The organism is Bradyrhizobium sp. SZCCHNS2022, from assembly GCF_032377575.1.
GTDB lineage: Bacteria > Pseudomonadota > Alphaproteobacteria > Rhizobiales > Xanthobacteraceae > Bradyrhizobium > Bradyrhizobium aeschynomenes.
The window spans coordinates 5,617,100-5,640,932 of record NZ_JAUHHZ010000001.1; the positions used below are offsets into that span (position 1 = coordinate 5,617,100).

Genomic DNA, 23,833 nt, shown 5'->3' on the forward strand with positions numbered 1-23,833 from the left:
ATCTTGCAAGCAGATCAACTCAGCGGTGCTTTGGCGCGCCGCGGCGTTCGCCAGAATGCAAGTGGACATCCTCAAGAAGGAGGTCGATAGGCTTTCGCAATAACCAAGTTAGGAGCCCGAGCAGACACGTTCTGCGTTGAGACCAACACGTTAGTTTCCGTCATACGGCAAAGACGAGAATGGCGATCTCCTCGGAAATCGATCGCACTATATTTCACGCACGCACCACCCCCGCTCGCGACTTCAGAAACTCGCGGGCGACGATCAGCTTCTGCACCTCCGTCGCGCCCTCGTAGATGCGCAGGGCGCGGATCTCGCGGTAGAGGCTCTCGACGATCTCGCCCTTGCGGACGCCGCGGCCGCCGAACATCTGCAGGGCGCGGTCGATGACGCGCTGCGCGGTCTCGGTCGCGGTTAGCTTGGCCATGGCGGCCTCGCGTGTGGTCGGCAGCTTCTGGACGTCACGGCGCCAGGCGGCGCGGTAGGTCAGCAGCGCGGCGGCATCGGTGTCGGTCGCCATCTCGCCGAACGCGGCCTGGGTCATCTGCAGGTCGGCCAGCGCGCCGCCGAACATCTGGCGGCTCTGCGCATGCGCCTGCGCCTCGTCGAGGGCGCGGCGGCCGAAGCCGAGGGCGGCGGCCGCGACCGAGGCACGGAAGATGTCCAGCGTCTGCATGGCCAGCTTGAAGCCGCCGCCGGGCGCGCCGAGCCGCCGGCTCGCCGGGATGCGGCAGTGCTGCAGCCGCAAGGTCGCCAGCGGATGCGGCGCGATCACCTCGATGCGCTCGGCGACCGAGAATCCGGGATCGTCGGGGAACACGACGAAGGCGGAGATGCCGCGGGCGCCGGGCGCCTCGCCGGTGCGGGCGAACAGCGTGTAGACGTCGGCGATGCCGCCGTTGGAGATCCAGGTCTTCTCGCCGTCGAGCACGTAGGCATCGCCGTCCAGCCGCGCCGCGCAGGCCATCGCGGCGACGTCGGAGCCCGCCTCCTTCTCGGACAACGCGAAAGCGGCGAGCCATTCGCCGGCGCGTACCTTGGGCAGCACGCTGGCGCGCAGCTCGGGCGAGCCGCCGAGCGCGATGGCGCCGGAGCCAAGGCCCTGCATGGCGAAGGCGAAGTCGGCGAGGCCGTCGGCATAAGCGAGCGTTTCACGCGACAGGCAGATCGCGCGCGAGTCGATCGCGGCGGCATCGGCGTCGGGCGCCACGACGGCGCTGTCGAGCAAGCCCGCCGAACCGAGCGCACGCACGATCTTGCGGCAGGCCTTGTCGACATCGCCATGATCGACGTCGTCGAGAACGCCCGAGCCGACGAAACGGTCGAGCCGTTCGCACAGCGCGCGATGCTTCGGCTCGAAGAACGGCCAGTCCAGCCAGTCGCGCGGGATCACCTTCGCCGTTGCACTCATGATGGACCTGCCCGCCAATTATTTTAAGCATAAAATAATTGGCGGACGATCGCCGTGTCAAGCTGCAGGTCGTCCCACAAGAGCAGGGTCATTGCATCGCGCAAGGGGCCCTCCGCACAGCTGGTGCGTGCGGCGGCCCCTCACCCCAACCCTCTCCCCGTGAAGAACGGGGAGAGGGAGCACACCGACATCGCCGCGCCGACGTTCGTCCAGATCTGCACCAGCAACATGCTCTTGCTATGTGCAGCGTCGACCTGCGCCGCTCACTCCGCCGCCTTGGCGATCTTCCCGAACACGCGGGTCGGCGCCGGGAAGCCGCAGGAGGTGCCGTCGGTGACCTTGACCTGATCCTCCCACGGCAGCCGGTAGGTGCCGGCGACCATGTCGTGCATGAAGGTGTACGGACAATCCATCGCGCCGCCCTTCACCGCGACGTAGCCGCGATGCCAGAGCTGATAGATGTTGTTCTCGACGCCCCAATTGATGCGCGCCTCGCGCACGAGGTCGGGACGCACCTCGGCGGTGATGATCTCGTCGGGGCGGCCGGTGGTGCCGTGCGCGAGAATGCTGCCGTCGAAATTGACGATCATGCCCTCGCCCATGGAATCGAACGAGCCGTCCGAGCCGCACATGCAGACATTGGCCGTCACCATCAGGTTCTGGAATGCATTGGCCTGGTTGGTGAAGCGCCAGCTGTCGCGGATCGGCGCAGTATAGCCCGCGGTGCGGATCATGATCTCGGCACCCTTGTAGGCGCATTCCCGCGCCATCTCCGGGAACATGCCGTCATGGCAGATGATGAGCGCGATCTTGGCGCCGCGCGGTCCCTCGATGACGGGAATGCCGAGGTCGCCCGGCTCCCACGGCTCGACCGGAATCCACGGATGCAGCTTGCGATAATACAGCTTGATATCGCCGTTGTTGTCGATGATCAGGCCGGAATTGTAGGGGTTGCCGTCCGGATTGAACTCCATGATGGAGAAGCAGCCCCAGATCCTGTTGTCGATGCAGGCCTGCTTGAAGGCGGCGACCTCCGGCCCGTCGAGCCGGCACATGATCTCGGGATTGGTGTCCATCGACAGCCCGTGCAGCGAATATTCCGGGAACACCACGAGATCCATGGTGCCGAGATTGCGCCGGGCCTTGCCGACCATCCAGACGATCTTCTCGGTCTGCCGCGCGAGGTCGTCCTTGGTGACGACGACGGGAAGCTGGAGCTGCACCAACCCGATGACCACGCCGTGGTCGGACTTGTTGAGACCGCCTAACCCATTCATGCCGGACCTCCCTGGGAGTCGCCGCTGCTTTTGGCCAAGACAATCATGATTTCACACGGGCCGCGCGCCGATATTTCAGCCCGCCCGCTGCCGCGTGCGCAGGCAACCGGGACGACCGGCTTCGTCAGATCGCAGGCGGCTGCTGCAGGCGCCGCCGGAACCGGGCCAGCGCGCGGCCGAACACGGCCTCGTCCTGGGTCGCGCGCGCCAGCACCAACGCCCCCTGGATGCCGAGCACCACCTCCTCGGCCGCGTCCCCGGCCGCACCGGCATCCCAACCGTCGCGCTGCAGCGCTTCACGCAGAGCCACGATCCAGCGGATGAAGTAGTCGGCGATGGCGGCGGCGAAACGATCGCGCGTCCCGTCGAGCGCGAAGGCGCCGACGAGGCAGACGCGGCGGCCGGAGCGGAAGTAGTCGTCGACGCCATGCCACATCCGCGCAATCGAGGGCTCCGGCGCGCCATCGCGCAGCGGCGCATAGATCTCGCGCTCGAACCAGGCATCGACATGCGCGAGCACGGCGCGCGCCATCTCCTCCTTCCCGCCAGGGAAGAAGTGATACAGGCTGCCCTTGCCGAGCCCGGTCTTCTCGGTGATGCGGCTGAGCGATGTCCCCTCGAAGCCGAACTCGCGGAACACCTCGGCGATCAGCGGGATGACATCGGCGCGCTCGTTGAGCGTCCGCATGGCGCGCCCTGCTTCACAGTCCCAGATCGCTCAGCCCCGGATGATCGTCCGGGCGCCGGCCCAGCGGCCAGTGAAACTTGCGCTCGCTCTCCTTGATCGGCAGGTCGTTGATGCAGGCATAGCGACGCTGCATCAGGCCCTGCGAATCGAACTCCCAGTTCTCGTTGCCGTAGGACCGGAACCAGTTGCCGCTGTCGTCATGCCACTCATAGGCGAAACGCACCGCAATCCGCTCGTCGGTGAACGCCCAGATCTCCTTGATCAGGCGATAGTCGAGCTCCTTGGCCCATTTGCGGGTGAGGAAGGCGACGATCTCGGCGCGGCCGGTGACGAACTCCGCCCGGTTCCGCCAGCGGCTGTCGGGCGTGTAGACCAGCGATACCCGCTCCGGGTTACGGCTGTTCCAGCCATCTTCCGCAAGGCGCACCTTCTGAATGGCGGTCTGCAGGGTGAAGGGCGGGGCGAGAACGGACATCGCAAAGTCTCCTTATGTACCACTTTGACTACTCTGTACCTATCGGTACACTAATCGATACATGGAGTCAAGTTGCGCAGCTTGGAATGCGGTTCCGGTACGCGGCCCGGGCGCCTGGCCATGATGATCCAGCCGGACTATGCAGCACGGTGCAGCACTACCAATCTGCAGCTCGCGAGGGTCAGCACCCTTGTGTGCTCAACGGAAATTCGATGATCTGCTAAGGGAACCAACCGGGGCCGCGGGGGCGACACGGTCCGTGGTCGGCGATACGTTTTGGGGATTTTCGGACATGTCGATGCTCACGCCGCATGGCGAGTGCCTGCTGTGGACGCCTGAACTGATCTGGGTGAACGCGGTCTCCGACGTCCTCATCTCCTTCGCGTTCTTCGCCATCGCCTTCGTGCTCGCCTACATCGTCTATCGCCGCCGCGACTTTCAGTTCAGCTACATTTTCTGGGCGTTCGCACTGTGGGTCTCGGTCTGCGGGTTGACGCGGCTGATCGAGGTTCTCACGATCTGGGTGCCCGCCTACAGCCTCGAGGCCGCCACCAAGGGCTTGCTCGCCTTCATGTCGGTCGGCATCGCGTCGGCGCTGCTGCTGATGCTGCCGCGGGTGCTGACCATGCCGTCCCGCGCCGAGCTCCGGAACGCCTATGCGCAGCTCGAGGAGGAGACGCGGCAGCGCCGCACCGCGGAAGCCATGGTCAGGCGCTTCCAGGAGATCGAGGCCACCGAGGCGCAGGTGCGGCAGGCGCAGAAGATGGAGGCGATCGGCCAGCTCACCGGCGGCGTGGCGCATGACTTCAACAACATCCTGACCGTGATCACCGGCACGATCGAGATCCTGGCCGAGGCGGTGAAGGACCGTCCGCAGCTGGTGCAGATCACCAGCCTGATCAACTCGGCTGCGGCGCGCGGCGCCGACCTGACGAAGCACCTCCTCGCCTTCGCCCGGCGCCAGCCGCTGCAGCCGCGCAGCGTCGACATCAACGGCATGGTGGTCGACACCGCCCGCCTGCTGCGGCGAACGCTGGGCGAGCAGATCGAGATCGAATCCATGCTGGCCCACGATTCCGCGCCGGCGATGATCGACCCCAGCCAGCTGTCGACCGCGATCCTCAATCTCGCCTTGAACGCGCGCGATGCGATGCCCGAGGGCGGCAAGCTGACGCTGGAAACCAAGAACGTGCTGCTCGACGAGGCCTACGCGCGCATGAATCCGGAGGTGATCCCGGGCAACTACGTCATGATCGCGGTCAGCGACACCGGCGAGGGCATTCCCGCCAACCTGCTCGACAAGGTGTTCGAGCCGTTCTTCACCACCAAGGACGTCGGCAAGGGCGTCGGCCTCGGGCTGAGCATGGTCTACGGCTTCGTCAAGCAATCCAACGGGCATATCAAGATCTACAGCGAGCCGGGGCACGGCACCTCGGTCAAGCTGTATCTGCCGCAGGCCAATGCCGATGCCGACGCCGCGCTCTCGGCCATGAGCACGGCCGGGATGGAGCGCGGCGACGAATCGATCCTGATCGTGGAGGACGATTCCCTGGTGCGCGAATACGTCATCGCCCAGATCAAGCGGCTCGGCTACACCACCCTGGCCGCCAGCAAGGCCGACGAGGCGCTGGCGCTGATCGACAGCCCCGCGCGGATCGATCTGCTGTTCACCGACATCATCATGCCCGGCGGCATGAACGGCCGCCAGCTTGCGATCGAGGCCCTGAAGCGGCGCCCGAACCTGAAGGTGCTGTACACGTCCGGCTATACGGAGAACGCCATCGTCCATCACGGCCGGCTCGACGCCGGCGTGCTGCTGCTGACCAAGCCGTACCAGAGCGCCGATCTCGCCCGCATGATCCGGACCGCGCTGAACGCGTGACCCGCAATGCGCAGCGCATGATCCGGTCTGCAGGTGCGCACGTTTCAGACCGGAGACGACGCGGTGGAATGAGTGAGGCAGTGAATGCAGAGGACGCTCGGATGCTGGATGGCCGCCGTCCAGGCCTATGCCTCGGCCGATGATCCGCAGTCCGACATCGCCGCCAAGGTGGCGGTGGTCATCGTCTCCAACCAGCCGTTCTACCCGCTCTACCTCCATGCCATCGCCGGCGCAGCGGCGTGGCCGGCGTGGCTGACCCTGCTCACCACGCCTTTCTTCGCCGCCGTTCCGGTTCTGGCGCGGCGCAATCCGTTCGCCGGCCGTGCCCTGATGGTGCTGACGGGGACGGCCAACACGGTGTTCTCAGTCAAGCTGTTCGGCATGCAGAGCGGCGTCGAGCTGTTCCTGCTGCCCTGCACGCTGCTCGCGGCGCTGTTGTTTCGTCCCGACGAGCGCATCCGGTCTTTGCCGCTGCTGGCGCTGCCGTTCGTGTCTTATCTGCTGATCGATTCCCGGCTTGGTGCGCCGGTGATGAGAGTCGCAGACTCCCAATATGCTTCGCTGGTCGCGATCAATGCGACCAGTGTCGGCGCGCTGACAGCCTTGATCGGCATTCTCGCAGCACGCATGACGGCGCGTTGAGCGCAGCGCACCGCCTCCGCTGCGTCAGCCCCTCCGGTCTCGCTCACGACCTGGACGCCCAGATCGGACCTGCCGCAACGCCGCTGCGGCAGCGCTGCCACATCTGATCGTAGAGGTCCTGCAGCGATCGGGCATAGCCGGCGGCGTCGAACAACGGAGCGACCAGCCGGTTGCGCTGAAGCTTGGCTTTGGCCGCCCGCAGCAGGTCGGGCTCGGCCGCCAGCGTCAGCGCGACCGCGAGATAATCGGCTTCGTCGGCGGCAATCAGTTCGGGCAGTCCCACCGCGTGCAACAGGCTGCCGGCGACCCGGGAGGCAAATGTCTCCCCGGCGCAGCTGACGACCGGCACGCCGGCCCAGAGCGCATCGCTGGCCGTGGTGTGAGCGCCATAGGGAGCCGTGTCCAGCACGAGATCGGCGAGCTGGAGCCGCCGGAGATGCTCGCTCTGAGTCATTTCGGGCGCGAACACCAGGCGGCCCGGCGTCACGCCCCGGCGCAAGGCCTCGCCACGCAGATTGCCCTCAGCCTGGTCGGATGCCAGCAGCCACAACACGCTGTCCGGTATCGCATCGAGCAGACGGCACCACAGATCGAACACCGCCGGCGTCAGCTTGTAGGCCTGATTGAAGCAGCAGAACGCGAAGGCGCCGTCCGGCAGGCCGGCCTCGGCGCGGCTGGGCGGCGGACCGAGCGTCGCCCGGCCATGCGGCTGGTAGGAGTGCGGCATGTAGGCGAAGCTTTCCGAATAATCGGCTGCCGCCGCCGGCGGCGTCATGAACGGATCGGTGATGATGTAGTCGCAGATGCCGCCGCCCAGCGTTCCCGGATAACCGAGAAAGTTCACCTGAACGGGCGCCGGACGCAGCATCAGAATGCCGGTCCGGGCACCGCGCGTGTAACCCTTGAGGTCGACGAGAATGTCGATCTGCGCAGCATGAACCGCAGACGCGGCGGCGCTGTCGCTGAGCGCTGTGACGTCGTGGAAGCCGTCGAAAGCGTCATTGAGCCGGCCCCGCATGAGCCCGTGGTCGTCGGCACCGAACGAGAAGGCATGCAGCTCGCACCGCGCACGGTCATTCGCCTCGAGCGTTTCGATGAGCAGATGCGCGGTGGCGTGGTCGTGGAAGTCGTTTGAAAGGTATCCGACACGAAGCTTGTCGCGGATTGTCAGGTCGAAGCGAAAATCCAGCCGCGTCCTTTCCGCGCGGCTCGCAGCGACGCGATCGCGGGTCCAAAGCTCCGAACAGACGCGATGCTCGCCCGCGCTCAGTCCGGGGACGGACAGCAGCAGAAATGGCGGAATCTGACCTGATCGGGCCTGCTCCAGCGACAGTCGGGCGTCGATCGACGCCTGGGCGAAATCATCCCAGGCGCACATGCTGCGGTCACGGCCGAGCGCTCTCATTCACGTCCATCCATGCCGGAGGCTGCCATCAGGCACAGCAAGTCCCGCGCCAGACTGCGAACGACAGCCGATGTGGAGCGGCGCTGGCGCCCCCCTCGCTGGCCAGCACGACCGTCGCGGAGTGAGTCGCCCGTCGGGCGGGCGCGGGCATCGTCCCAGCCGCAGCGATGGCCGTAACGTGCACGGAATCGCATGCGCCGGAATGCCGATTTCGGACGCCGGTTCAAGCCTATGACCTCTGTCCAGATGGCGACGCGGAAATAATTCGCTTTCGCTTTTACAGAATTTGATGTCTCCTGCGCCCATACCGCCTCGGGCAGAGGGCGTATCGCGGTCGTCACGACACGCGAGGCGGGGAGCGATGGCCGCGACGGGTCGCAGCATGTCCCTTGGACGTGCCGACGAACGGCTCGTTGCGGACGGTGAAGTCGTGTGGTCCTGACACCCCGAAGCTGGTGTCCCGCGCAATGCGCGAAAGCGCGTCGTCGCGATACGGTGGCCAGAAAGCCCGGTGCACCGAGGAGAGCACGTATAAGCCGTAGCCCATCGCGCGGGGAAGGCCGGGATTGCCGGCCGAACCTGTGGTTCCTGCCCCGTGCATTCTTCACGCACGGGGGCCACGGGCACCGGTCGGTGCCTGGTCTTCCCTGCCCCTCTCGCTCGCAGAGGGTCCAGTGTGAACACAACTCGGACGCAGATCGCGCCGCGGGACCGAATGGCCGTTGTGCGGCTAACTACGCGGCGGCCATCTGCCAGGATGACGGCGTATAGGAGGGAACGTGATAGTTCATGTTGGCCGGCGACTGCGAAGGGGCCTGGCGCGCGACGAAATAGGCTTCCAGCTCGGCGACGGCGCGGCTCTCCCACTCCGCCGCCTGCGCCAGCAGCGACTCGCGCTGGTGCGGACGAAATGCCGCAGTCTGCCGGTACAAGGAGGCGACGGTACGATAGCGCCGCACGTTCTCGAGAACCGCTTCCCCATTCATCGTCATGATTGCTCTCCCCTCTCCGTCCCCCTCAGGACACGCTGAAAGTGCACGCGCGCGCTTTGCCAAATCGTTAGCGCGCGAGGCGGCGCATCGGGATGGTTGGCGAATGGTTGACTAATGAGGTGCGTCGAATTGTCCAGATCTCGTGCGCAGGACGGTATCAGTCGACCACACCCTTGCGGGTCCCTGCGAATTTACAAGCACTTAAGGTTAAGCGCACAACCGCTGGAAAGTGACGTGGTCACAGACACTTACGATCGCGAGTGTTGTAGTTGAACTACAGCCGGGCGGCCCAAGATGTGAGAAGAGTATGTCCGAACGTTGCTGATTTTCATTGAGGATTGTGACCATGAAGACGCTTGCCTCCGCCGCCGCTCTGCTCGTCGCGAGCTCGCTCAGTGCCTTCGCCGCCGACATGCCCGCCCGCTACACCAAGGCGCCGCCTCCGGCCGCTATCTACAATTGGACCGGCGGCTATTTCGGCGGCAATATCGGTTACGGCTGGGGCCGCTCGAACCTCGGCACGACGCTGGACCAGACCAGCAGCTGGGCCGTCGAAGGTGCGGCTTTCCAGAATCAGTTCGTGAGCATCAGCAACAACCGTCTCAATCCGGCTGGCGTGATCGGCGGCCTGCAGGCCGGCTATAACTGGCAGACCGGCCCCAGCGTGTTCGGCATCGAGGCCGATTTCAACGGCTCGGGCATGAGCAAGCGGACGATCTATACGGCCGCCAATCCGCCGACGACGCGCACGTTCAACGAGAGCATCCGCAACGACTGGTTCATGACCCTGCGCGGCCGCGCCGGCTACGCGATCGATACCACCCTGCTCTACGTCACCGGCGGTCTCGCCGTCGGCAACGTCAAGGGCAGCTGGGACCTGACCTCGGGGAACGGCTACGCCAAGACCGCCTCGGTCGACCAGACCCGCGTCGGCTGGACGATCGGCGCCGGCGTCGAGCATGCCTTCGCTCCGAACTGGACGGTCAAGTTCGAGTATCTCTACACCGATCTCGGCAGCGTCAACTACACCTCCGCCTATGTCCCGGGCAGCACCTTCGCTCCCCCCGGCTCCAACTACGTCGAGCGCCTGTCGCAGGACTTCACGTTCCACACCGCCCGCGTCGGCGTGAACTACAAGTTCGGCAGCCCGGTCGCCGCCCGCTACTGATCGCGATCGAGATCCATCGCAAAAGCCTCAGCTTCGCTGAGGCTTTTTTGCTTTCGGCGCATGGAGGCCGCGTCCTACGCCCCGGTGGCGCCAACCGCGGCGCGGAAGCGCCACAAGGTCAGCGCCAGGAACAGGGCGCCGATGCCGGCAACGGCGGCGAATTGCGGCCACACTACGTCGATGCCGGCGCCGCGATACAGAATGGCCTGCGCGAACGAGACGAAATGCGTCGACGGCGAGGCCTTCATGATCGTCGAGAGCCACACCGGCTGGCTCTCCACCGGCGTCGCGCCGCCGGAGAGCAGGTTCATCGGCACGGCCACCAGGATGTAGAGGAGGCCGAGCTGCGGCATCGATCGCGCGATCGTACCGAGGAAGAGGCCGACCGCGGTGGCGAAGAACAAATAGAGCACGACCCCTCCCATGAACAGCGGAATCGAGCCCGTGATCGGAACGCGGAGAAATCCCTGCACGACCGCGTAGAGCGCCACCGCGACGGTGACGGCGATGACGAGCGCATTGGCCCAGATCTTCGACATCGCGATCTCGAACGGCGACAGCGGCATCACCAGCAGATGATCCATGGTGCCATGCTCGCGCTCGCGGACCAGCGCTGCGCCGGCCAGGATGATGGCCAGCATCGTCACGTTGTTGATGATGCCCATCACGCTCTCGAACCACGCCGTCGTGATGTTCGGATTGAACGCGATGCGCGTGACCAGCTCGACCGGGGAGGTCTCCGAGGGGTTGGACCGCGCCAGATAGCCCACCACCTCGGCATTGATGATCTGCAGCGCATAGCCGGCCCCGAGGCCGGCCTGGATCATCGCCGTGGCATCGACGTTGACCTGCAGCGCCGGCCGGTGCCCCGCCAGCACGTCGCGCTGGAAGTTCGGCGGAATGTCGAGCACGAACGTGAAGCGGCCGCTGTTCATCAAAGTCTCGATCTGGCTTTCCTTGATGTACACGGGGGTCTGAAAATACGGCAGCATGAACGCGCTGATGATCCGGCGCGACAGCTCGGAATGGTCCTCGTCGACCACGCCGAGCGAGGCGTGATGGAGCTCCTGCGAATTGCTCTGGGCCTCGCTGACCACGGCCACCGTGAACGAATAGATGACGAGGCCGATCAGCACGACGTCGCCGAACAGGCTGCGCAGCTCCTTGGTGCCGAGCCAGAAGATATTGGAGAGCGAATGCCGCATGGCTCAGCTGTCCTGCTTCGGCAGCAGCACGAGGCTGAGCCCGATCAAAACCGGAATGAAGACGACCAGCGTCAGGATGTCGGCGCCGAGATCGGCAAAGCCGAGGCCCTTGGTGAAGGTGCCAACGCTGATCGGACGGAAGTAGGTCATGGGAAATCCCATCCCGATGATCCGGCCGACGCCGGACAGCGACGAGACCGGCACCAGCATCCCGGAGAACTGCGTCGCCGGCAGCACGGTGAGGATCGCGGTGCCGAACAGAGCGGCGATCTGGGTCCGGCAGAAGGTCGAGATCAACATGCCGTAAGCCGTCGTCGTAAAGACGTAGATGATCGTGCCCGTCAGCAGCGGCAGAATCGCTCCCCTGAGCGGAACGTTGAACAGCAGGGTGGCCATGCCGAACATCACGGCGAAATTCACCAGCGCCACGCCGACATAAGGCAGCTGCTTGCCGAGTAGAAACTCCAGGCGCGTCACTGGCGTCACGTAGAGATTGGTGATCGAGCCGAGCTCCTTCTCGCGGACGACCGCGAGCGCCATCAGGATCGCCGGAAACAGCGCCAGTAGCAGCGCGATCGTGGTCGGGACCATCGCATAGATGCTGTTGAAGGCCTGGTTGTACTTGAAGCGAATCTCGGTGTTGACCGGCGACGCGGCGGCGGGCCGGGTGGTCTTGACCGCGGGATCGCCCAGATAGAGCTGATGGGTGCCCTCGAGATAGCCGCGGATGGTCTCGGCGCGGAACGGCATCGAGCCGTCGATCCAGGCCGACACGAAGGCAGTCCGGCCGCGCTTGATGTCGAGGCCGAAATTCGGCGGGATCTCGATCGAGGCCATGATGTCGCCGGCCTTCATCCGGCGCTCGAGATCGGCATAGTCGATGAGCGGCGGCTTCTCGACGAAATAGGCCGAGCCCCTGAGCTCGGCGAGATAGGCGCGGCTCTCCGGCGTCTGGTCGCGATCGAGCGCTGCAAAGGTGAGGTCGTTGACATCGGTGGAAATGCCGACGCCGAACACGATCATCAGGAAGGCGGTGCCGAACAGCGCGAACATCAGCCGGATCGGATCACGCACCAGCTCGAGGCCCTCGCGGATCGTGTAGGCGAACAGCCGGCGCAGGCTGAACCGCGCGGGCTTGCCGCTGATCCTGCGCTCGGGCGCGGGCGGAGAGCTCGTATCGATCAGCATCGTCGGCGGCGCGTCGAGGCCGGCGTCCTGCTCGAGGAACGCGACGAAGGCCTCCTCCAGCGTCTGCGCGCCCTTCGCCCGGATCAGCCCGTCCGGCGTGTCGGTCGCCAGCACGCGCCCGTCATGCATCAGCGACAGCCGGTCGCAGCGCGCCGCCTCGTTCATGAAATGCGTGGAGACGAAGATCGTCATGTCGTCGTTGCGCGACAGCTCGATGAGCAGCCGCCAGAACTGGTTGCGCGCCACGGGATCGACGCCCGAGGTCGGCTCGTCGAGGATCAGCAGATCCGGCGCGTGGACGATCGCCACCGCGAGCGACAGCCGCTGGCGGATGCCGAGCGGCAGCTCGGCGGCGAGACCATCGACATGCTCCGTCAGGTCGCAGCGATCGATCAGTTCGGCGATCCGTTTCTCGGCAAAATCGTGCGGCAGATGGAACAGCCGCGCATGCAGCACCAGGTTCTGCCGCACGGTGAGCTCGCCATAGAGCGAGAACGCCTGCGACATGTAGCCGACACGGCGGCGCGATTCGTGATTGCCGGCCTCCATGGAGCGGCCGAAGATCAGCGCCTCGCCGGCGGTCGGCGGCAGCAACCCGGTCAGCATCTTCATGGTGGTGGTCTTGCCGCAACCATTGGAGCCGACGAAGCCGAAGATCTCGCCCTTGCGGATCTGGAAGTTCACGCGATCGACGGCCGTGAAGTCGCCGAAACGGCAGGTCAGGTCGCGCGCAGCGATGACCGTCTCGTGATCGGGGTCGAGCTCGGCCTTGACCGGCATCTCCGCCTGATGCCGCAACCCGTCCGGCGGCAGCAGCGCAATGAACGCATCCTCGATCGTCTGCGCCGCGGTCTGCGCCTTGAGCTCCGCTGGCGTTCCGGTCGCGAGAATGCGGCCGTCATTCATCGCGATCAGCCAATCGAAACGCTCGGCCTCCTCCATGTAGGCGGTCGCCACCACCACGCTCATGGCCGTGGCGCTACGCGCCCGCAGGCGGTCGATCAGATCCCAGAACTGGCGGCGCGACAGCGGATCGACGCCCGTCGTCGGCTCGTCGAGGATGAGGAGGTCGGGATCGTGGATCAGCGAGCAGCACAGGCCGAGCTTCTGCTTCATGCCGCCGGACAGCTTTTTCGCCGGCCGGTCGGCAAAGTCGGACAGCGCCGTCGCCTCCATCAGCTCGGCGATGCGCCAATCGCGCTCGGCGCGAGACTGGCCGAACAGGCGCGCGAAGAATGCGATGTTTTCGCGCACGCTGAGATCGGGATAGAGATTCTTGCCAAGGCCTTGCGGCATGTAGGCGATGCGGGGGCAGGCTCGCTCGCGCGCACGCCGGTCGGCCATGTCGGCGCCGAGCACGACGGCCTCTCCACGCTGGATCGCGCGTGCGCCGGCCAGGATCGACAGCAGCGAGGATTTTCCGACGCCGTCGGGCCCGATCAGTCCGATCACGCATCCCGACGGAAGCGCGATCGAGACGTCGTCGAGCGCGGCGACGTCACGATAGTGCTGCGACAGATGCCTCACCACCGCGACCGGAGGCGCGGCGATGCTCATGGCGCGGCTTGCAGGCGCGCGGGCCAGGCGACGTCCGGATTCCACCGCACATAAGCGACGCCCGGCAGCCCGCTTCTGACCGCGTCGGCATGCGCCGCCAACCTGTCCGGATCGACGCGCACGCGGATGCGGAACATCAGCTTGTCGCGCTCGCTGCGGGTCTCCACCGTCTTCGGCGTAAACTGCGCCTGGCTCGCGACAAACGCCACCTTCGCAGGAATGGGACGATCAGGATAGGCGTCGAGCACGATGCGGGCGTCGCTCCCGACCTTGATCTTGCCGACCTCCTCGGTCGGCAGGAACACGTCGATATAGACATAGCCGATGTCGAGCATCGTGAAGACCTTGCCGCCGGCGCCCAGGACCTCGCCGACATTGGCGAGCCGGTATTGAATGCGGCCGGCCTTCGGCGCGATCAGCGAGTTGTCGGCAATCTGGACGGTGTAGAGCGCAACGTCGTGACGCGCCGCTTCCAGGCCGCGCTCGGCCTCCGAGATTCGCGCCTGTGCGCCGGCGACGCCCGCGATGGCGGCGTCGAGCGCCTGCTGCCGCTGGTCGGCCAGCTCGCGCGTCGTCCAGCCGTTCTGCAGCAGGCTGCGCGTGCGCTCCATCTCCTGTTCGGCCAGCGTCTTCTGCGCCTGCAATTGCGCGAGATTGGCGCGCGCCTGATCGATGACATGCTGAGCCTGCTCGGCCTGAGCCGTGGCCTTGGACAGTGACTGCTGCAGCTCCTTGCTGTCCATGCGCGCCACGATCTGCCCGGCCTCGACGAGATCGCCGATATCGGCGCGGAGCTCGGCGACGCGGCCGGCATATTTGGTCGCGATATCGATCTCGTCGGCCTCGATCCTGCCATTGCTGACGCTGATGCCGAGCGGCAGCGGGGGATGCAGGCGCTGCCACCAGACGTAGCCACCGCCTCCCGCAGCCCCGGCGAGAAGGACGAGCAGCACAAGAAATGGCCACATGCGTCGCTTCGGCGGCAGCTCATGCGCCACGGCCATCGGCAGCGCCGGCGCGGGAACGAGAGCGACGGCTTCCGCACGCACGTGCTGAACGGGCCGTTCGTCATCCGCGAGCCGAGTGTCCTGTGGATCCATTCCGAGAGGCCTTCTTCGCTGAAGCAGGCGCTTCGTTTGCCACAGGCCCTCGGGAATCCGTTGACACAGCTCAATTGGCGCCGCGTGCGCTACCGACGTTGGAGATCACGTTTGGTTTACGGCGCGGAATCGGATGTCGCGATCGCATGGATCAGCAGCAGGCTGCTGAAGATGATGAACAAGGCGAATGCCTGGAATTCGCGCAGCGACATGTCGAGCAGGGCAAGCATCCACTCGATCGGCAGACCGGCGATGACCAGCAGGAGAAAGCCGGTGGCCGCGATGAAGATGCCATCGAGAATGCTCAGCGCGATCATCTTGGATGTCATGGCCGCCTCCCGTTCAGGACATGCGTCCGATCGGCAACGCACGGCTGCCGCCGCAATCGCCCCGGACCTCCCGCGGTGTCAGTCCATACTGGCGGCGGAACGAGCGGTTGAAGTGCGAGAGATCGCCGAAGCCGACGTCATAGGCGATGCTGGCGATCGCCAGCGGGCCATGGGCGGGATCACACAGCATGCGATGCGCATGCGCCAGTCGCACACCCGAGAGGAACGCGGAGAAGGTGGTGCCGTCGATCTCGAACAGGCGCTGCACGTAACGCGGCGTGACGTTCAGCTTGGCCGCGACCATCGCCACCGACAGGTCGCGGCGCCGGCTGTTGGCGACGAGGAACGATTTGGCGAGCCTCAACCGTGCTGCACGCAATCCTCGCGCGCGCATCGTCTCGGCCAGATCGGCTGCCGGCCCGATCGAGAGCGCGAGCAGATCCATGACGTGACGCACCGACAGATTGAGCAGCTGTGCATCGATCGCGGCGCCGCTCGCCATCAGCCAGCTCGCATAGTGGTCGAGCAATCGCAGCGCGCCCCGATCGACCGGCATCTGCCGCATCACTGCGTCCTCGACGCTGACGTCGGCTGCCTCGATCATGACTCGCGGCATGAGCAGGGTGAACGACCGACCGTTGCTCGCACGATGAAACGCGCATGCATCGGCGCCGCTGAGGATGGCCGCCTCCCCCTCAGGCAGCTCGCGCGTCTGCCCTGCAGCCTCGACGAAGGCGGTGCCCTGGCGGTTGATCGCGAGGATGACGTTGTCGGCGCCGTCGGCGAGATAGCGGCCGGACCGGGAGATCCGCGCCGGAGTAGCCCAGGCATCGAGTAGCTGCAGGCCCGGCAAGGTCAGCGCCCGATTTCGCGCGTTGAATGCGACATCCGGCGCGGGCTCGAAATCGACGCGGAGCATGACCTGACCGTAGTGCTCGCGCCAGAACGCAGCGCGCTCCCCTTCGGGGATGTGGTCGGTCGAGAATTCAACGATGCGAGGGTTGAAGTCTGACATGCGATCACTCGGAACCTTTGAAACTGAGACCTGGGATGACGCTTCGATGCCGAGTCGATAGCGCCATCACCGCGAAGGCGGCGTCCTCTCATCAGGGGATGTGGCGCAGCGCAGGATTGCCGAATGTGAACTGGATCACGCGTGGTCGTGTCAGCCTTGGCGATCGTCGCGGACGGCCAAGACGCCAAGGTCGAGGAGTGATGCCGTCCGCTGGGACCTACAACCAACGAGGACGATGATGACACTTGCTGGACGATGTTTTTGCGGAGCGGTTGAAGTCGAGGTATCTGGAGCACCGGCAGCGATGGGCTATTGTCACTGCCGCTCCTGCCGGTCGTGGTCGGGCGGGCCCGTGAATGCTTTCAGCTTGTGGAAGCCGGACGCGGTCAGGATCACATCAGGCAGCGAGCACGTGGCGATGTTTGCGAAGACGCCGCTGAGCCAGCGGCAGTACTGCGCGAAATGCGGCGGTCATCTGATGACCAATCATCCGCCGCTCGGGCTCGTCGACGTATTCGCAGCGACGCTTCCGGATCTCGACTTCAAGCCGGCCGTGCACGTGAACTATGCCGAAACCGTGCTGCCGATGCGCGACGGCCTGCCGAAGCTGAAGGACTTTCCGCGCGAGTTCGGCGGCTCGGGCGAAGCCGTCGCGGAGTAGCTCGACGCTGCCGAGCCCTGTAGCTCCCGGGCTTCAGGGCCTCGGCGCGCCACCCGTCGCATGGTCGAGTGTCATCGACAGCCGTCACAGCACGACGGGCCCCGGCCCCTCATCACTCGTCTGCAGCGATACGAAGCCTCCCCTGTGCAGCATCTCGCGTCTGATAGTCCTGGCGCGCCCGCCAAACGCGCGGTTTCGCGCCGAAGCTGCGCGATGAACCTCGCGCGCTGGGCGGCGACCCATGAACGGGAATATCGTCCGCGCGTCAGGGTTGACAAGTCAGGCCGGCGCACCTTCTCCCGGTCATGGCAGCGAGGTCATCGTGCAGAGCGAGTTCTATTCACGGGCGCTGGACGCCATCTATCAAGGCTTCGCGGAACCCGACGGCATCGGCGGTGCGCTGAATTGCGTCCGGGAGCTGACAGGCGCCGAAAGCGCCACCTTCGAGGTCATAGACCCTATCGTCCGGCAGCCGGTGACGTTCCGCAGCAGTGGCGTCGCTCCGGCCGAGGGCGACGACTACCTCGCCCATTTCGCGCCACGCAATCCGCGCCTCCCCACGGCGTTGAAGCAGCAACAAGGCGAGCTGTCCTGGGACTATCAGGTCATGGACGAGAGCGCCATGGACCGGGATCCGTTCTATGCAGAGTTTCTGCCGCGTGCCGGCTTGCGCTACTTTCTCTCGGCGGTGCTGGAGCGGTCGCCGCAGCCTATGGTCGCCTTGACCCTGCAACGAACGCCGCGGCACGGACATGTCACCAAGGCAGACATTGCGCTGATGCAGCGCCTCACGCCGCATTTGCAGCGCGCGCATAGAATGCGAGGCAGCCTCGTCACGGCGTATGGTCACGACATCGGCACGCGTGCGCTCGATGTATTGAAGGACGGCGTCGCGCTGCTCGATCCGAAGGGCGAGATCGTCTACCTCAATCCGAGCCTGCAAGCGATCTCGGCGGGCAGCGGGCTGTTCCGGGTCGACAGTCGCGGCATTCTCTTCGGCTCGGCGGACCTGCGCAATCGCTTCGCCCGCGCATTCAGCGCGGCGGTGGGCGCCGACGGCCTGACCGACGCAGATGCCGCGCGCGACTTCCTGGCTCCTCGTCCGGACGGCCTGCCGCCGTGCACGATATCGCTGCGCGCCTTGCGCCATTCCGGGCGCCGGACGGATCGTCCGGCTGCCGCAGTGATGATGCTGGTACGTGATCCGATGCGGGACGGCCCGGCGACGCACCTGCTTCAGGATCTCCATGGTCTGACCAAGGCGGAAGCGCAGCTGGCCTGGGCACTCAGCGCCGGCATGACGGCGGTCGAATATGCCGCGCATCGCGGCATCAAGGTCACGACGGTGTATACGCATCTGAAGCGCACACGGGAAAAGACGGGATGGCGCAGCGTCGCCGAGCTGACGCGGCGCATCCATGAGATATCGGTCGGGCTACTGAATGCCGATCCCTAGCTAGATCGCCGAGAAGGCCGCGACCTGTTGCGCCAACGCGTCGTGGACGCGCGCGACCACCGTCTCGTAGTCGCGGCGCTCATCCTGACGAAACAGCCGCACGCTCGGATACCAGGGACTGTCGGCGCGACCGAGCAGCCAGCGATAGTCCGGCGTGTAGGGGAGCATGACCCAGGTCGGCTTGCCGAGCGCGCCGGCGAGATGCGCGACGCTGGTGTCGACCGTCACGACCAGGTCCAATCTGTCGATCAGCGCCGCTGTATCGACGAAGTCGCGGATGTCAGCGGTGAGATCGAGAATGTCGCGTCGGTCGGCGAGCATGGCCTTGTCCGCCGGCCGCGGGTCCTTCTGCAGGCTGACGAACTGCGCATCCAGGGCGAACAGCGGCGCGAGCCTCGCCAACGCCATCGAGCGGTTGTGGTCGTTGAGATGCATCGGGTTGCCGGACCAGACCAGCCCGACGCGCATCCGATCGTGCGGCCCGAGCCGCTGCTCCCACAGCGCGCAGCGCTCCGCCGGCGGGCGCGGCAGGTAGGACGGCGCATCAGGGATCGTGTCGAGGCGGGTCGCGAAGGCGAGCGGCAGGCTCGACAGCGGACAGTGATAGTCGATGACCGGCAGCGCATCGATGCCGCGGGCCAGACATTGCGCGACACCCCTGATGCCGGACATCAGGGGCTGCAGCACGCCGTCGACCTCGAGCACCACGCGCGCGCCCTCGGCCGCGACCATCGTGGCGTAGCGGGCGAACTGAATCGTGTCGCCCAGTCCCTCGTCGCTGTGGAGCAGAATCGTCTTGCCCGCGAGCGGCGCGTCGGCGAGCCACATCGGCACGTCGAAGCTGCGCTCCACGAAGCCGACGGCGCGACATTTGCGCCCCCATTCACGAGCCGCCCAGCCCCGCGCAAAGTCGCCGGTCAGCAACCGGAATAGCGCCGCGTTCCAATGCGCGTCGGCAAGGTCCGGCTTCAGCGCGACGGCGCGCTCGAAGCTGGCGAAGGCCTCGTCGAAGCGGTGCAATTCAGCCAGCGACGTGCCGCGATGATTGTGAAAGTCCGCGACCTGCGGCCGGATCGCGATCGCCTTGTCGAAGGCGGCGACGGCCTGGTCGTGACGGCCGAGATTCTGCAGGATGCAGCCATAGCTGTTGGCAATGTCGGGATCGGCCGGCAACAATGCGTGCGCGCGCTGGCCGCTCGCATGCGCTTCGTCATAGCGGCGCAGCCGTCGCAGCGAGATGCCCTTGAGGCAGAGAGCGCCAGGCTGATCGGGCCGCGCGGCAAGCGACTGATCGAAACGCGCGATCGCCTCGCCGTAGCGTCCTGCATCGAAATGGACGGCGCCGGCTCTGTTCGCCGCATCGACATGATCGGGTGTCAGCTCGAGCACCTGCTCGAACGCCAGGGCCGCCTCGTCGCGGCGGCCCTGAGCTTCCAGCACTTCGCCGAGGCGGAACCACGTCGCGACGCGATCAGGCGCGAGCTGCAGCAGGCGATCACAGGCCAGCGCCGCTTCGGCATGGCGGCCCGTCAGCTGCAGCAGCTCGCCGAGGGCGTCCCAGCTCTCGATTGCATCTGGCTGCAGCTGCAGGGCGCGATCATAGGCCTTGATGGCTTCGTCGAGGCGGCCGCCGAGCCGCAGCGCCTGCGCGAGGCCAACGAACGAAGGCGACGCGGAGATGTTCTGCCGGATCGCACGGGCGAACCACGCGATGGCGTCATCGGCACGCTTGAGCGCGAGGCAGACCTGCCCCATCGCGTGAAGCGCATCGATCGAAGCTGCATCCAATGTCAGCGCGCGGCGGCAGGCGTCCTCGGCCTGCGTCAGCTGGCCTGCCCGCAGCAGCCGCAACGCCGCGGCACACAGCGCATCGGCGGTATCGCCATGGCGCGACGATCCGGTTTTGCCCGGAGATGTGCCGGCGGGCCGGCGCGGCTTGTGCTTCATCGCGGGATCTCTGCGCTCGTGCTGCCAGCGGTAGATGATTCCCCGATGCGCGGAAAGATTGTGCGGGCCTCAGGAAACCGGTGCGGGCGCCAGCGGCACCGCGTCAAGGCCGCCGAAGCGGCGCTCCCGGCCGCGGAACGAGGCCAGCGCCTGCGCGAGGTCGCCGGCATCGAAGTCGGGCCACATGCGCTGCGTGAAATGCAGCTCGGCATAGGCGCCCTCCCAGAGCAGGAAGTCGGACAGCCGCTGCTCGCCGGAGGTGCGGATGATCAGGTCGACGTCGCGCAGGCCCGCCTCTCCCGTCACGAGGTCGGAGAACGCTTCGCGCGTGAGCCCGCCGGCGTCGCGCGCCTTGGCCGCGGCATTGAGGATCGCATCACGGGCGGAGTAGTCGACGGCGATGCGCAGATGCAGAGTCCGACCGCTCTGCGTTGCCGCTTCGGCGCGGCCGATCGCATCGGCGATGCCGCCCGGGAGACGGTCGCGGCGGCCGATCACGGTGAGACGGACGCCATTGCGAGCGAGTGAGTCCACCTCGCTGGCGAGATAGACCCGCAGCAGCGCCATCAAGGCGGCGACCTCGGCGCGGGGACGCCGCCAGTTGTCGCTGGAAAAGGCATACAGCGTCAGCGTGCCGACCCCCTGGTCGGGGGCGGCCTCGACCACGCGGCGGATCGCCTCGACGCCCGCCTCATGGCCGCGCAGCCGCGACAGGCCCTGGCGTGTCGCCCAGCGGCCGTTGCCATCCATGATGATGCCGACATGCAGACCGTCCACCGGAGCAGGCGATGTAGGTTGCAGACTACTTTGCATTGCAAAGCTCCAGGTCAAAAAAAGCAGTGAGATGTTCAGGCGCGGCCCGGCATGAAGCCGACCGAGGATGGCGCGTGCTCCTTGCCGGCCGCCGCGGCTGCGTCGCGGACCAGACGTTCGAGCACGGCGAGATAGTCCAGGAACCGGCGGCGTCCGGCCTTGGTCAGCCGGCAGGTGGTGTGCGGCCGATTGCCCTCGTAGCCCTTGCTGACCTCCACCAGGCCGGCCTCCTGCAGCACCTGCAGATGACGCGAGAGATTGCCGTCGGTCAGGCCGCAGAGTTGTTTGAGGTCGGCAAAGGCGAGGCCCTTCGGATGCGCCATCAGCGAGGTGAGCAGGCCGAGTCGCGCCTTCTCGTGGATGACACGGTCGAGCCCGTCATAGGAAAACGGCGCACTGCCGTCAGTCTTCGACATCGGAGTCTCCGGTGGCAAAATACAGAATGCCTGCCATCAGCGCCTGACCGACCGCGAAGGGCAGGCCCATGGTCCAAGGCGACAACGAATGAGTGACGCTGCCGAGCAGCAGCACCGCGAACCCGGCCAGGAAGTAGAACGCACCAGCCAGCGCGACCGTCCGGGGCAGCGAGCGCACCGAGGCGAACACGCCGAGCGACGTCAGGATCTGCCACAGGCCGGGCAGCATCCACAGCGCCTCCGGCGCGAACTTCCACAGCAGCACCGCCAGCAGTACGCCGGCGATTCCCGCGGGGAGAAACTGCTCGACCGCTTGATGGATCATGGCGTCGGCGAGACCGGAATGATGCCGGCGCGAGCGCGCCCGCATCTCGATCCAGATCATCGTCAGCGACACGCAGGCCGCGGCCGCCCAGCCGAGCAGGAAGGCCAGCGGCTCCGCCGTGGGGTCGCGCAGCACGATCTGCTGGATCGAGGCGGTCGCAAGCGCGACCGCGGCGGTCGCGGCCATCGTCGCCGGACCATAGCCGCGAAAAGCCGTGCCAGCCGCGAGCTGGCTGCGGATCGCGATGATGTCGGCGAGCGCCTTGTCGAGGTCGCGCATGTCTCACCCGGCGCCGCATGAGGCGCGTTAACTTTGCAATACAAAGTATACACGCTCGCAAAGTCAGCGCAAGCCTCACGCGGCCGCGGGATGCCTCGCGGCCGCAGACGAGGGAGTTTCAGCCACGCTCAGTAGGGATTGTAGCGGTGCACCCGCCGCGGCGGCGGCATGTCGACATAGACGGAGGGCCCGCGACGATCCGAATTGAACGCCACGCGGGGGTTGATGCCGCAACCGGCGTTGCGGCCGGAGGCGCTGGCCCGGCATTGCTCGAAGGTCTGATAGGAGCAGTCGCCGGGGTAGCCGACGCCCCTGCCCTGCACACACCAGGGATAGTCGTAGCCCCCGGCCGCGGCGGGCGTGACGTCGCCGCCGCTGACGAATGCGACGCCGACGAGGCCGGCCGCCATCATCATCTTGCGCATGATCTGTTCCTCTTCTGGCGGGAAGATTGCATCACACTGACATGGTTAAATAACGACGAACTGGCGGAGTGGATCACCAAGCTTGGCGATGACGTGTCGCAGCCAAGGCACGCCATCACCGTTGGGAACAGCCGCAGCCGCGGGTCAATCCAGCTTCAGGCCGGCGAACTCGACGACCTTCTTCCACTTGTCGGTCTCGGCAGCCACCTGGGCGCCGAACTGCTCCGGCGTCTGGATCAACGGATCGCCGCCGAGATCGACCAGGCGCTTCTTGATGTCGGGCTCGGCAAGGATCACGTTGATCTGCTTGTTCAGCTTCTCGACGATCTCCTTCGGCGTGTTCTTCGGCGCTCCGACGCCGAACAGCGCGCTCGCCTCATAGCCCGGCACGGTGTCGGCGATGGCCTGCACGTCGGGCAAGAGCGCCGAGCGCTCCTGGGTGGTGACGCCGAGCGCGCGCAGCGAGCCCGAGCGGATGTGCTGAATGATCGAGGGCATATTGTCGAAGATGACCTGGACCTGGCCGCCCAGCATGTCGGTGATGGCGGGGGCAGCGCCGCGATACGGCACATGCTGCATCTTGGTGCCGGTCATGGCCATGAACATCTCGCCCGATAGATGCACCGAGGTGCCGTTGCCGGACGAGGCCATGTTCACCTTGCCCGGATTTTCCTTCAGATAGGCGATGAACTCGGCCACGTTCTTGGCCTTGATGTCGCTGTTGACGGTCATCACGTTCGGAACGCGATTGAACGAGGCGACCGGCGCGATGTCGCGCACGAAGGTGAACTTGAGGTTGGTATAGAGGCTGGCATTGATGTAGTTCGCCGGATTGACCAGCAGCAGCGTGTAGCCGTCGGCGGTTGCATTCACGACCGATTCGGTTGCGATGTTGTTGCCGGCGCCCGGCTTGTTCTCGACCACGAACTGCTGGCCGAGCGTCTCGGACAGACGCTGGCCGATCAGCCGCGCCAGGATGTCGGTTGCACCGCCCGGAGGATAGCCCACCACGAAACGAACCGGGCGGGCCGGGTAGTCCGCCGCGGATGCAGAACGAATGGCGGCGATGGACGGAACGGTAGAGGCGAGAAGACCAAGCGCGGCACGGCGTGAAATCATACGTTTCCTCGGATATTGTCGTTGAGCGTTCGTTAACGAACCGCCGACCCGCATCATA

22 protein-coding genes are annotated in these 23,833 nt (G+C 66.0%); 5 read left to right on the forward strand and 17 right to left on the reverse strand.

What is annotated here, in order from left to right:
* Positions 1-214 precede the first annotated feature (214 nt).
* The 4 genes from QXZ94_RS25060 to QXZ94_RS25075 all read right to left on the reverse strand — a co-directional run bounded on the left by QXZ94_RS25060 (position 215) and on the right by QXZ94_RS25075 (position 3,851).
* Positions 215-1,411: an acyl-CoA dehydrogenase family protein gene (locus tag QXZ94_RS25060; RefSeq protein ID WP_315722875.1), complete on the reverse strand. Its 1,197-nt coding sequence runs from the start codon at positions 1,409-1,411 to the stop codon at positions 215-217.
* A 263-nt stretch (positions 1,412-1,674) separates the two neighbouring features.
* The gene (locus QXZ94_RS25065; RefSeq protein WP_315722877.1) at positions 1,675-2,688 is read right to left on the reverse strand and encodes a formamidase; all 1,014 of its coding nucleotides are present in this window, start codon (positions 2,686-2,688) and stop codon (positions 1,675-1,677) included.
* Between the two features lie 124 nt (positions 2,689-2,812).
* The gene (locus QXZ94_RS25070; protein WP_315722879.1) at positions 2,813-3,376 is read right to left on the reverse strand and encodes a TetR/AcrR family transcriptional regulator; all 564 of its coding nucleotides are present in this window, start codon (positions 3,374-3,376) and stop codon (positions 2,813-2,815) included.
* A 13-nt stretch (positions 3,377-3,389) separates the two neighbouring features.
* Positions 3,390-3,851 carry a nuclear transport factor 2 family protein gene (locus QXZ94_RS25075; protein ID WP_315722881.1) on the reverse strand — a complete coding sequence of 154 codons (462 nt, stop codon included), beginning with the start codon at positions 3,849-3,851 and terminating at the stop codon, positions 3,390-3,392.
* 292 nt (positions 3,852-4,143) lie between these two features.
* On the opposite strand from QXZ94_RS25075, the gene QXZ94_RS25080 reads away from it, so the two are divergent.
* Both QXZ94_RS25080 and QXZ94_RS25085 read left to right on the forward strand, forming a co-directional pair.
* Complete coding sequence (locus tag QXZ94_RS25080; RefSeq protein WP_172110493.1) at positions 4,144-5,733, forward strand: ATP-binding protein; 1,590 nt, start codon at positions 4,144-4,146, stop codon at positions 5,731-5,733.
* A gap of 84 nt (positions 5,734-5,817) precedes the next feature.
* Positions 5,818-6,375 carry a hypothetical protein gene (locus QXZ94_RS25085; RefSeq protein WP_315722885.1) on the forward strand — a complete coding sequence of 186 codons (558 nt, stop codon included), beginning with the start codon at positions 5,818-5,820 and terminating at the stop codon, positions 6,373-6,375.
* A 43-nt stretch (positions 6,376-6,418) separates the two neighbouring features.
* Here the strand turns inward: QXZ94_RS25085 and QXZ94_RS25090 are convergent, their stop codons facing one another.
* The gene (locus QXZ94_RS25090; protein WP_315722887.1) at positions 6,419-7,780 is read right to left on the reverse strand and encodes a UDP-N-acetylglucosamine-peptide N-acetylglucosaminyltransferase; all 1,362 of its coding nucleotides are present in this window, start codon (positions 7,778-7,780) and stop codon (positions 6,419-6,421) included.
* A gap of 734 nt (positions 7,781-8,514) precedes the next feature.
* Complete coding sequence (locus QXZ94_RS25095) at positions 8,515-8,772, reverse strand: hypothetical protein (RefSeq protein ID WP_315722889.1); 258 nt, start codon at positions 8,770-8,772, stop codon at positions 8,515-8,517.
* Positions 8,773-9,118: 346 nt separating this feature from the next.
* On the opposite strand from QXZ94_RS25095, the gene QXZ94_RS25100 reads away from it, so the two are divergent.
* Positions 9,119-9,940: a porin family protein gene (locus QXZ94_RS25100; RefSeq protein WP_315722891.1), complete on the forward strand. Its 822-nt coding sequence runs from the start codon at positions 9,119-9,121 to the stop codon at positions 9,938-9,940.
* Positions 9,941-10,014: 74 nt separating this feature from the next.
* On the opposite strand, the gene QXZ94_RS25105 is transcribed toward QXZ94_RS25100, so the two are convergent.
* The 5 genes from QXZ94_RS25105 to QXZ94_RS25125 all read right to left on the reverse strand — a co-directional run bounded on the left by QXZ94_RS25105 (position 10,015) and on the right by QXZ94_RS25125 (position 16,334).
* Positions 10,015-11,145, reverse strand: coding sequence for an ABC transporter permease (locus tag QXZ94_RS25105; RefSeq protein ID WP_315722893.1), 1,131 nt, complete (start codon positions 11,143-11,145; stop codon positions 10,015-10,017).
* 3 nt (positions 11,146-11,148) lie between these two features.
* The gene (rbbA, locus tag QXZ94_RS25110) at positions 11,149-13,890 is read right to left on the reverse strand and encodes a ribosome-associated ATPase/putative transporter RbbA (RefSeq protein ID WP_315722896.1); all 2,742 of its coding nucleotides are present in this window, start codon (positions 13,888-13,890) and stop codon (positions 11,149-11,151) included.
* On the reverse strand, positions 13,887-14,990 hold the full coding sequence (locus tag QXZ94_RS25115; protein WP_315722898.1) for an HlyD family secretion protein: 1,104 nt from the start codon (positions 14,988-14,990) through the stop codon (positions 13,887-13,889). The genes rbbA and QXZ94_RS25115 overlap by 4 nt, the downstream gene beginning before the upstream one ends.
* 116 nt (positions 14,991-15,106) lie before the next feature.
* Entirely contained in the window at positions 15,107-15,319 is a 213-nt protein-coding gene (locus tag QXZ94_RS25120) for a hypothetical protein (RefSeq protein ID WP_315722899.1), read from the reverse strand.
* 13 nt (positions 15,320-15,332) lie between these two features.
* Positions 15,333-16,334, reverse strand: coding sequence for an AraC family transcriptional regulator (locus QXZ94_RS25125; RefSeq protein ID WP_315722901.1), 1,002 nt, complete (start codon positions 16,332-16,334; stop codon positions 15,333-15,335).
* Between the two features lie 238 nt (positions 16,335-16,572).
* Between QXZ94_RS25125 and QXZ94_RS25130 the strand changes: the two genes are divergently transcribed.
* Positions 16,573-16,995: a GFA family protein gene (locus QXZ94_RS25130; protein WP_315722903.1), complete on the forward strand. Its 423-nt coding sequence runs from the start codon at positions 16,573-16,575 to the stop codon at positions 16,993-16,995.
* Positions 16,996-17,236: 241 nt separating this feature from the next.
* Positions 17,237-18,451: a LuxR family transcriptional regulator gene (locus QXZ94_RS25135; protein ID WP_315722905.1), complete on the forward strand. Its 1,215-nt coding sequence runs from the start codon at positions 17,237-17,239 to the stop codon at positions 18,449-18,451.
* On the opposite strand, the gene QXZ94_RS25140 is transcribed toward QXZ94_RS25135, so the two are convergent.
* The 6 genes from QXZ94_RS25140 to QXZ94_RS25165 all read right to left on the reverse strand — a co-directional run bounded on the left by QXZ94_RS25140 (position 18,452) and on the right by QXZ94_RS25165 (position 23,775).
* Positions 18,452-20,398 carry a tetratricopeptide repeat protein gene (locus tag QXZ94_RS25140; RefSeq protein WP_315722907.1) on the reverse strand — a complete coding sequence of 649 codons (1,947 nt, stop codon included), beginning with the start codon at positions 20,396-20,398 and terminating at the stop codon, positions 18,452-18,454.
* A gap of 69 nt (positions 20,399-20,467) precedes the next feature.
* Positions 20,468-21,211, reverse strand: coding sequence for a di-trans,poly-cis-decaprenylcistransferase (locus QXZ94_RS25145; RefSeq protein WP_315722909.1), 744 nt, complete (start codon positions 21,209-21,211; stop codon positions 20,468-20,470).
* Positions 21,212-21,246: 35 nt separating this feature from the next.
* Positions 21,247-21,627, reverse strand: a complete 381-nt coding sequence (locus QXZ94_RS25150) for a winged helix-turn-helix domain-containing protein (protein WP_172110506.1) — start codon at positions 21,625-21,627, stop codon at positions 21,247-21,249.
* Entirely contained in the window at positions 21,614-22,231 is a 618-nt protein-coding gene (locus QXZ94_RS25155) for a hypothetical protein (protein ID WP_315722912.1), read from the reverse strand. Before QXZ94_RS25155 ends, QXZ94_RS25150 begins: the two co-directional genes overlap by 14 nt.
* A 128-nt stretch (positions 22,232-22,359) precedes the next feature.
* Positions 22,360-22,656 (reverse strand): DUF3551 domain-containing protein, encoded by a 297-nt coding sequence (locus QXZ94_RS25160; RefSeq protein ID WP_315722914.1) that lies wholly within the window; start codon positions 22,654-22,656, stop codon positions 22,360-22,362.
* A gap of 144 nt (positions 22,657-22,800) precedes the next feature.
* A complete protein-coding gene (locus tag QXZ94_RS25165) occupies positions 22,801-23,775 on the reverse strand; it encodes a tripartite tricarboxylate transporter substrate binding protein (protein ID WP_315722916.1) in 975 nt (324 codons plus the stop codon).
* Positions 23,776-23,833 lie beyond the last annotated feature (58 nt).

Excerpts from the sequence above, each read along its gene's own strand:
- QXZ94_RS25060 (WP_315722875.1), bottom strand. The coding sequence starts at position 1,411 with ATGAGTGCAACGGCGAAGGTGATCCCGCGCGACTGGCTGGACTGGCCG.
- QXZ94_RS25065 (WP_315722877.1), bottom strand. The coding sequence starts at position 2,688 with ATGAATGGGTTAGGCGGTCTCAACAAGTCCGACCACGGCGTGGTCATC.
- QXZ94_RS25070 (WP_315722879.1), bottom strand. The coding sequence starts at position 3,376 with ATGCGGACGCTCAACGAGCGCGCCGATGTCATCCCGCTGATCGCCGAG.
- QXZ94_RS25075 (WP_315722881.1), bottom strand. The coding sequence starts at position 3,851 with ATGTCCGTTCTCGCCCCGCCCTTCACCCTGCAGACCGCCATTCAGAAG.
- QXZ94_RS25080 (WP_172110493.1), top strand. The coding sequence starts at position 4,144 with ATGTCGATGCTCACGCCGCATGGCGAGTGCCTGCTGTGGACGCCTGAA.
- QXZ94_RS25085 (WP_315722885.1), top strand. The coding sequence starts at position 5,818 with ATGCAGAGGACGCTCGGATGCTGGATGGCCGCCGTCCAGGCCTATGCC.
- QXZ94_RS25090 (WP_315722887.1), bottom strand. The coding sequence starts at position 7,780 with ATGAGAGCGCTCGGCCGTGACCGCAGCATGTGCGCCTGGGATGATTTC.
- QXZ94_RS25095 (WP_315722889.1), bottom strand. The coding sequence starts at position 8,772 with ATGACGATGAATGGGGAAGCGGTTCTCGAGAACGTGCGGCGCTATCGT.
- QXZ94_RS25100 (WP_315722891.1), top strand. The coding sequence starts at position 9,119 with ATGAAGACGCTTGCCTCCGCCGCCGCTCTGCTCGTCGCGAGCTCGCTC.
- QXZ94_RS25105 (WP_315722893.1), bottom strand. The coding sequence starts at position 11,145 with ATGCGGCATTCGCTCTCCAATATCTTCTGGCTCGGCACCAAGGAGCTG.
- rbbA (WP_315722896.1), bottom strand. The coding sequence starts at position 13,890 with ATGAGCATCGCCGCGCCTCCGGTCGCGGTGGTGAGGCATCTGTCGCAG.
- QXZ94_RS25115 (WP_315722898.1), bottom strand. The coding sequence starts at position 14,990 with ATGGATCCACAGGACACTCGGCTCGCGGATGACGAACGGCCCGTTCAG.
- QXZ94_RS25120 (WP_315722899.1), bottom strand. The coding sequence starts at position 15,319 with ATGACATCCAAGATGATCGCGCTGAGCATTCTCGATGGCATCTTCATC.
- QXZ94_RS25125 (WP_315722901.1), bottom strand. The coding sequence starts at position 16,334 with ATGTCAGACTTCAACCCTCGCATCGTTGAATTCTCGACCGACCACATC.
- QXZ94_RS25130 (WP_315722903.1), top strand. The coding sequence starts at position 16,573 with ATGACACTTGCTGGACGATGTTTTTGCGGAGCGGTTGAAGTCGAGGTA.
- QXZ94_RS25135 (WP_315722905.1), top strand. The coding sequence starts at position 17,237 with ATGAACGGGAATATCGTCCGCGCGTCAGGGTTGACAAGTCAGGCCGGC.
- QXZ94_RS25140 (WP_315722907.1), bottom strand. The coding sequence starts at position 20,398 with ATGAAGCACAAGCCGCGCCGGCCCGCCGGCACATCTCCGGGCAAAACC.
- QXZ94_RS25145 (WP_315722909.1), bottom strand. The coding sequence starts at position 21,211 with ATGCAAAGTAGTCTGCAACCTACATCGCCTGCTCCGGTGGACGGTCTG.
- QXZ94_RS25150 (WP_172110506.1), bottom strand. The coding sequence starts at position 21,627 with ATGTCGAAGACTGACGGCAGTGCGCCGTTTTCCTATGACGGGCTCGAC.
- QXZ94_RS25155 (WP_315722912.1), bottom strand. The coding sequence starts at position 22,231 with ATGCGCGACCTCGACAAGGCGCTCGCCGACATCATCGCGATCCGCAGC.
- QXZ94_RS25160 (WP_315722914.1), bottom strand. The coding sequence starts at position 22,656 with ATGCGCAAGATGATGATGGCGGCCGGCCTCGTCGGCGTCGCATTCGTC.
- QXZ94_RS25165 (WP_315722916.1), bottom strand. The coding sequence starts at position 23,775 with ATGATTTCACGCCGTGCCGCGCTTGGTCTTCTCGCCTCTACCGTTCCG.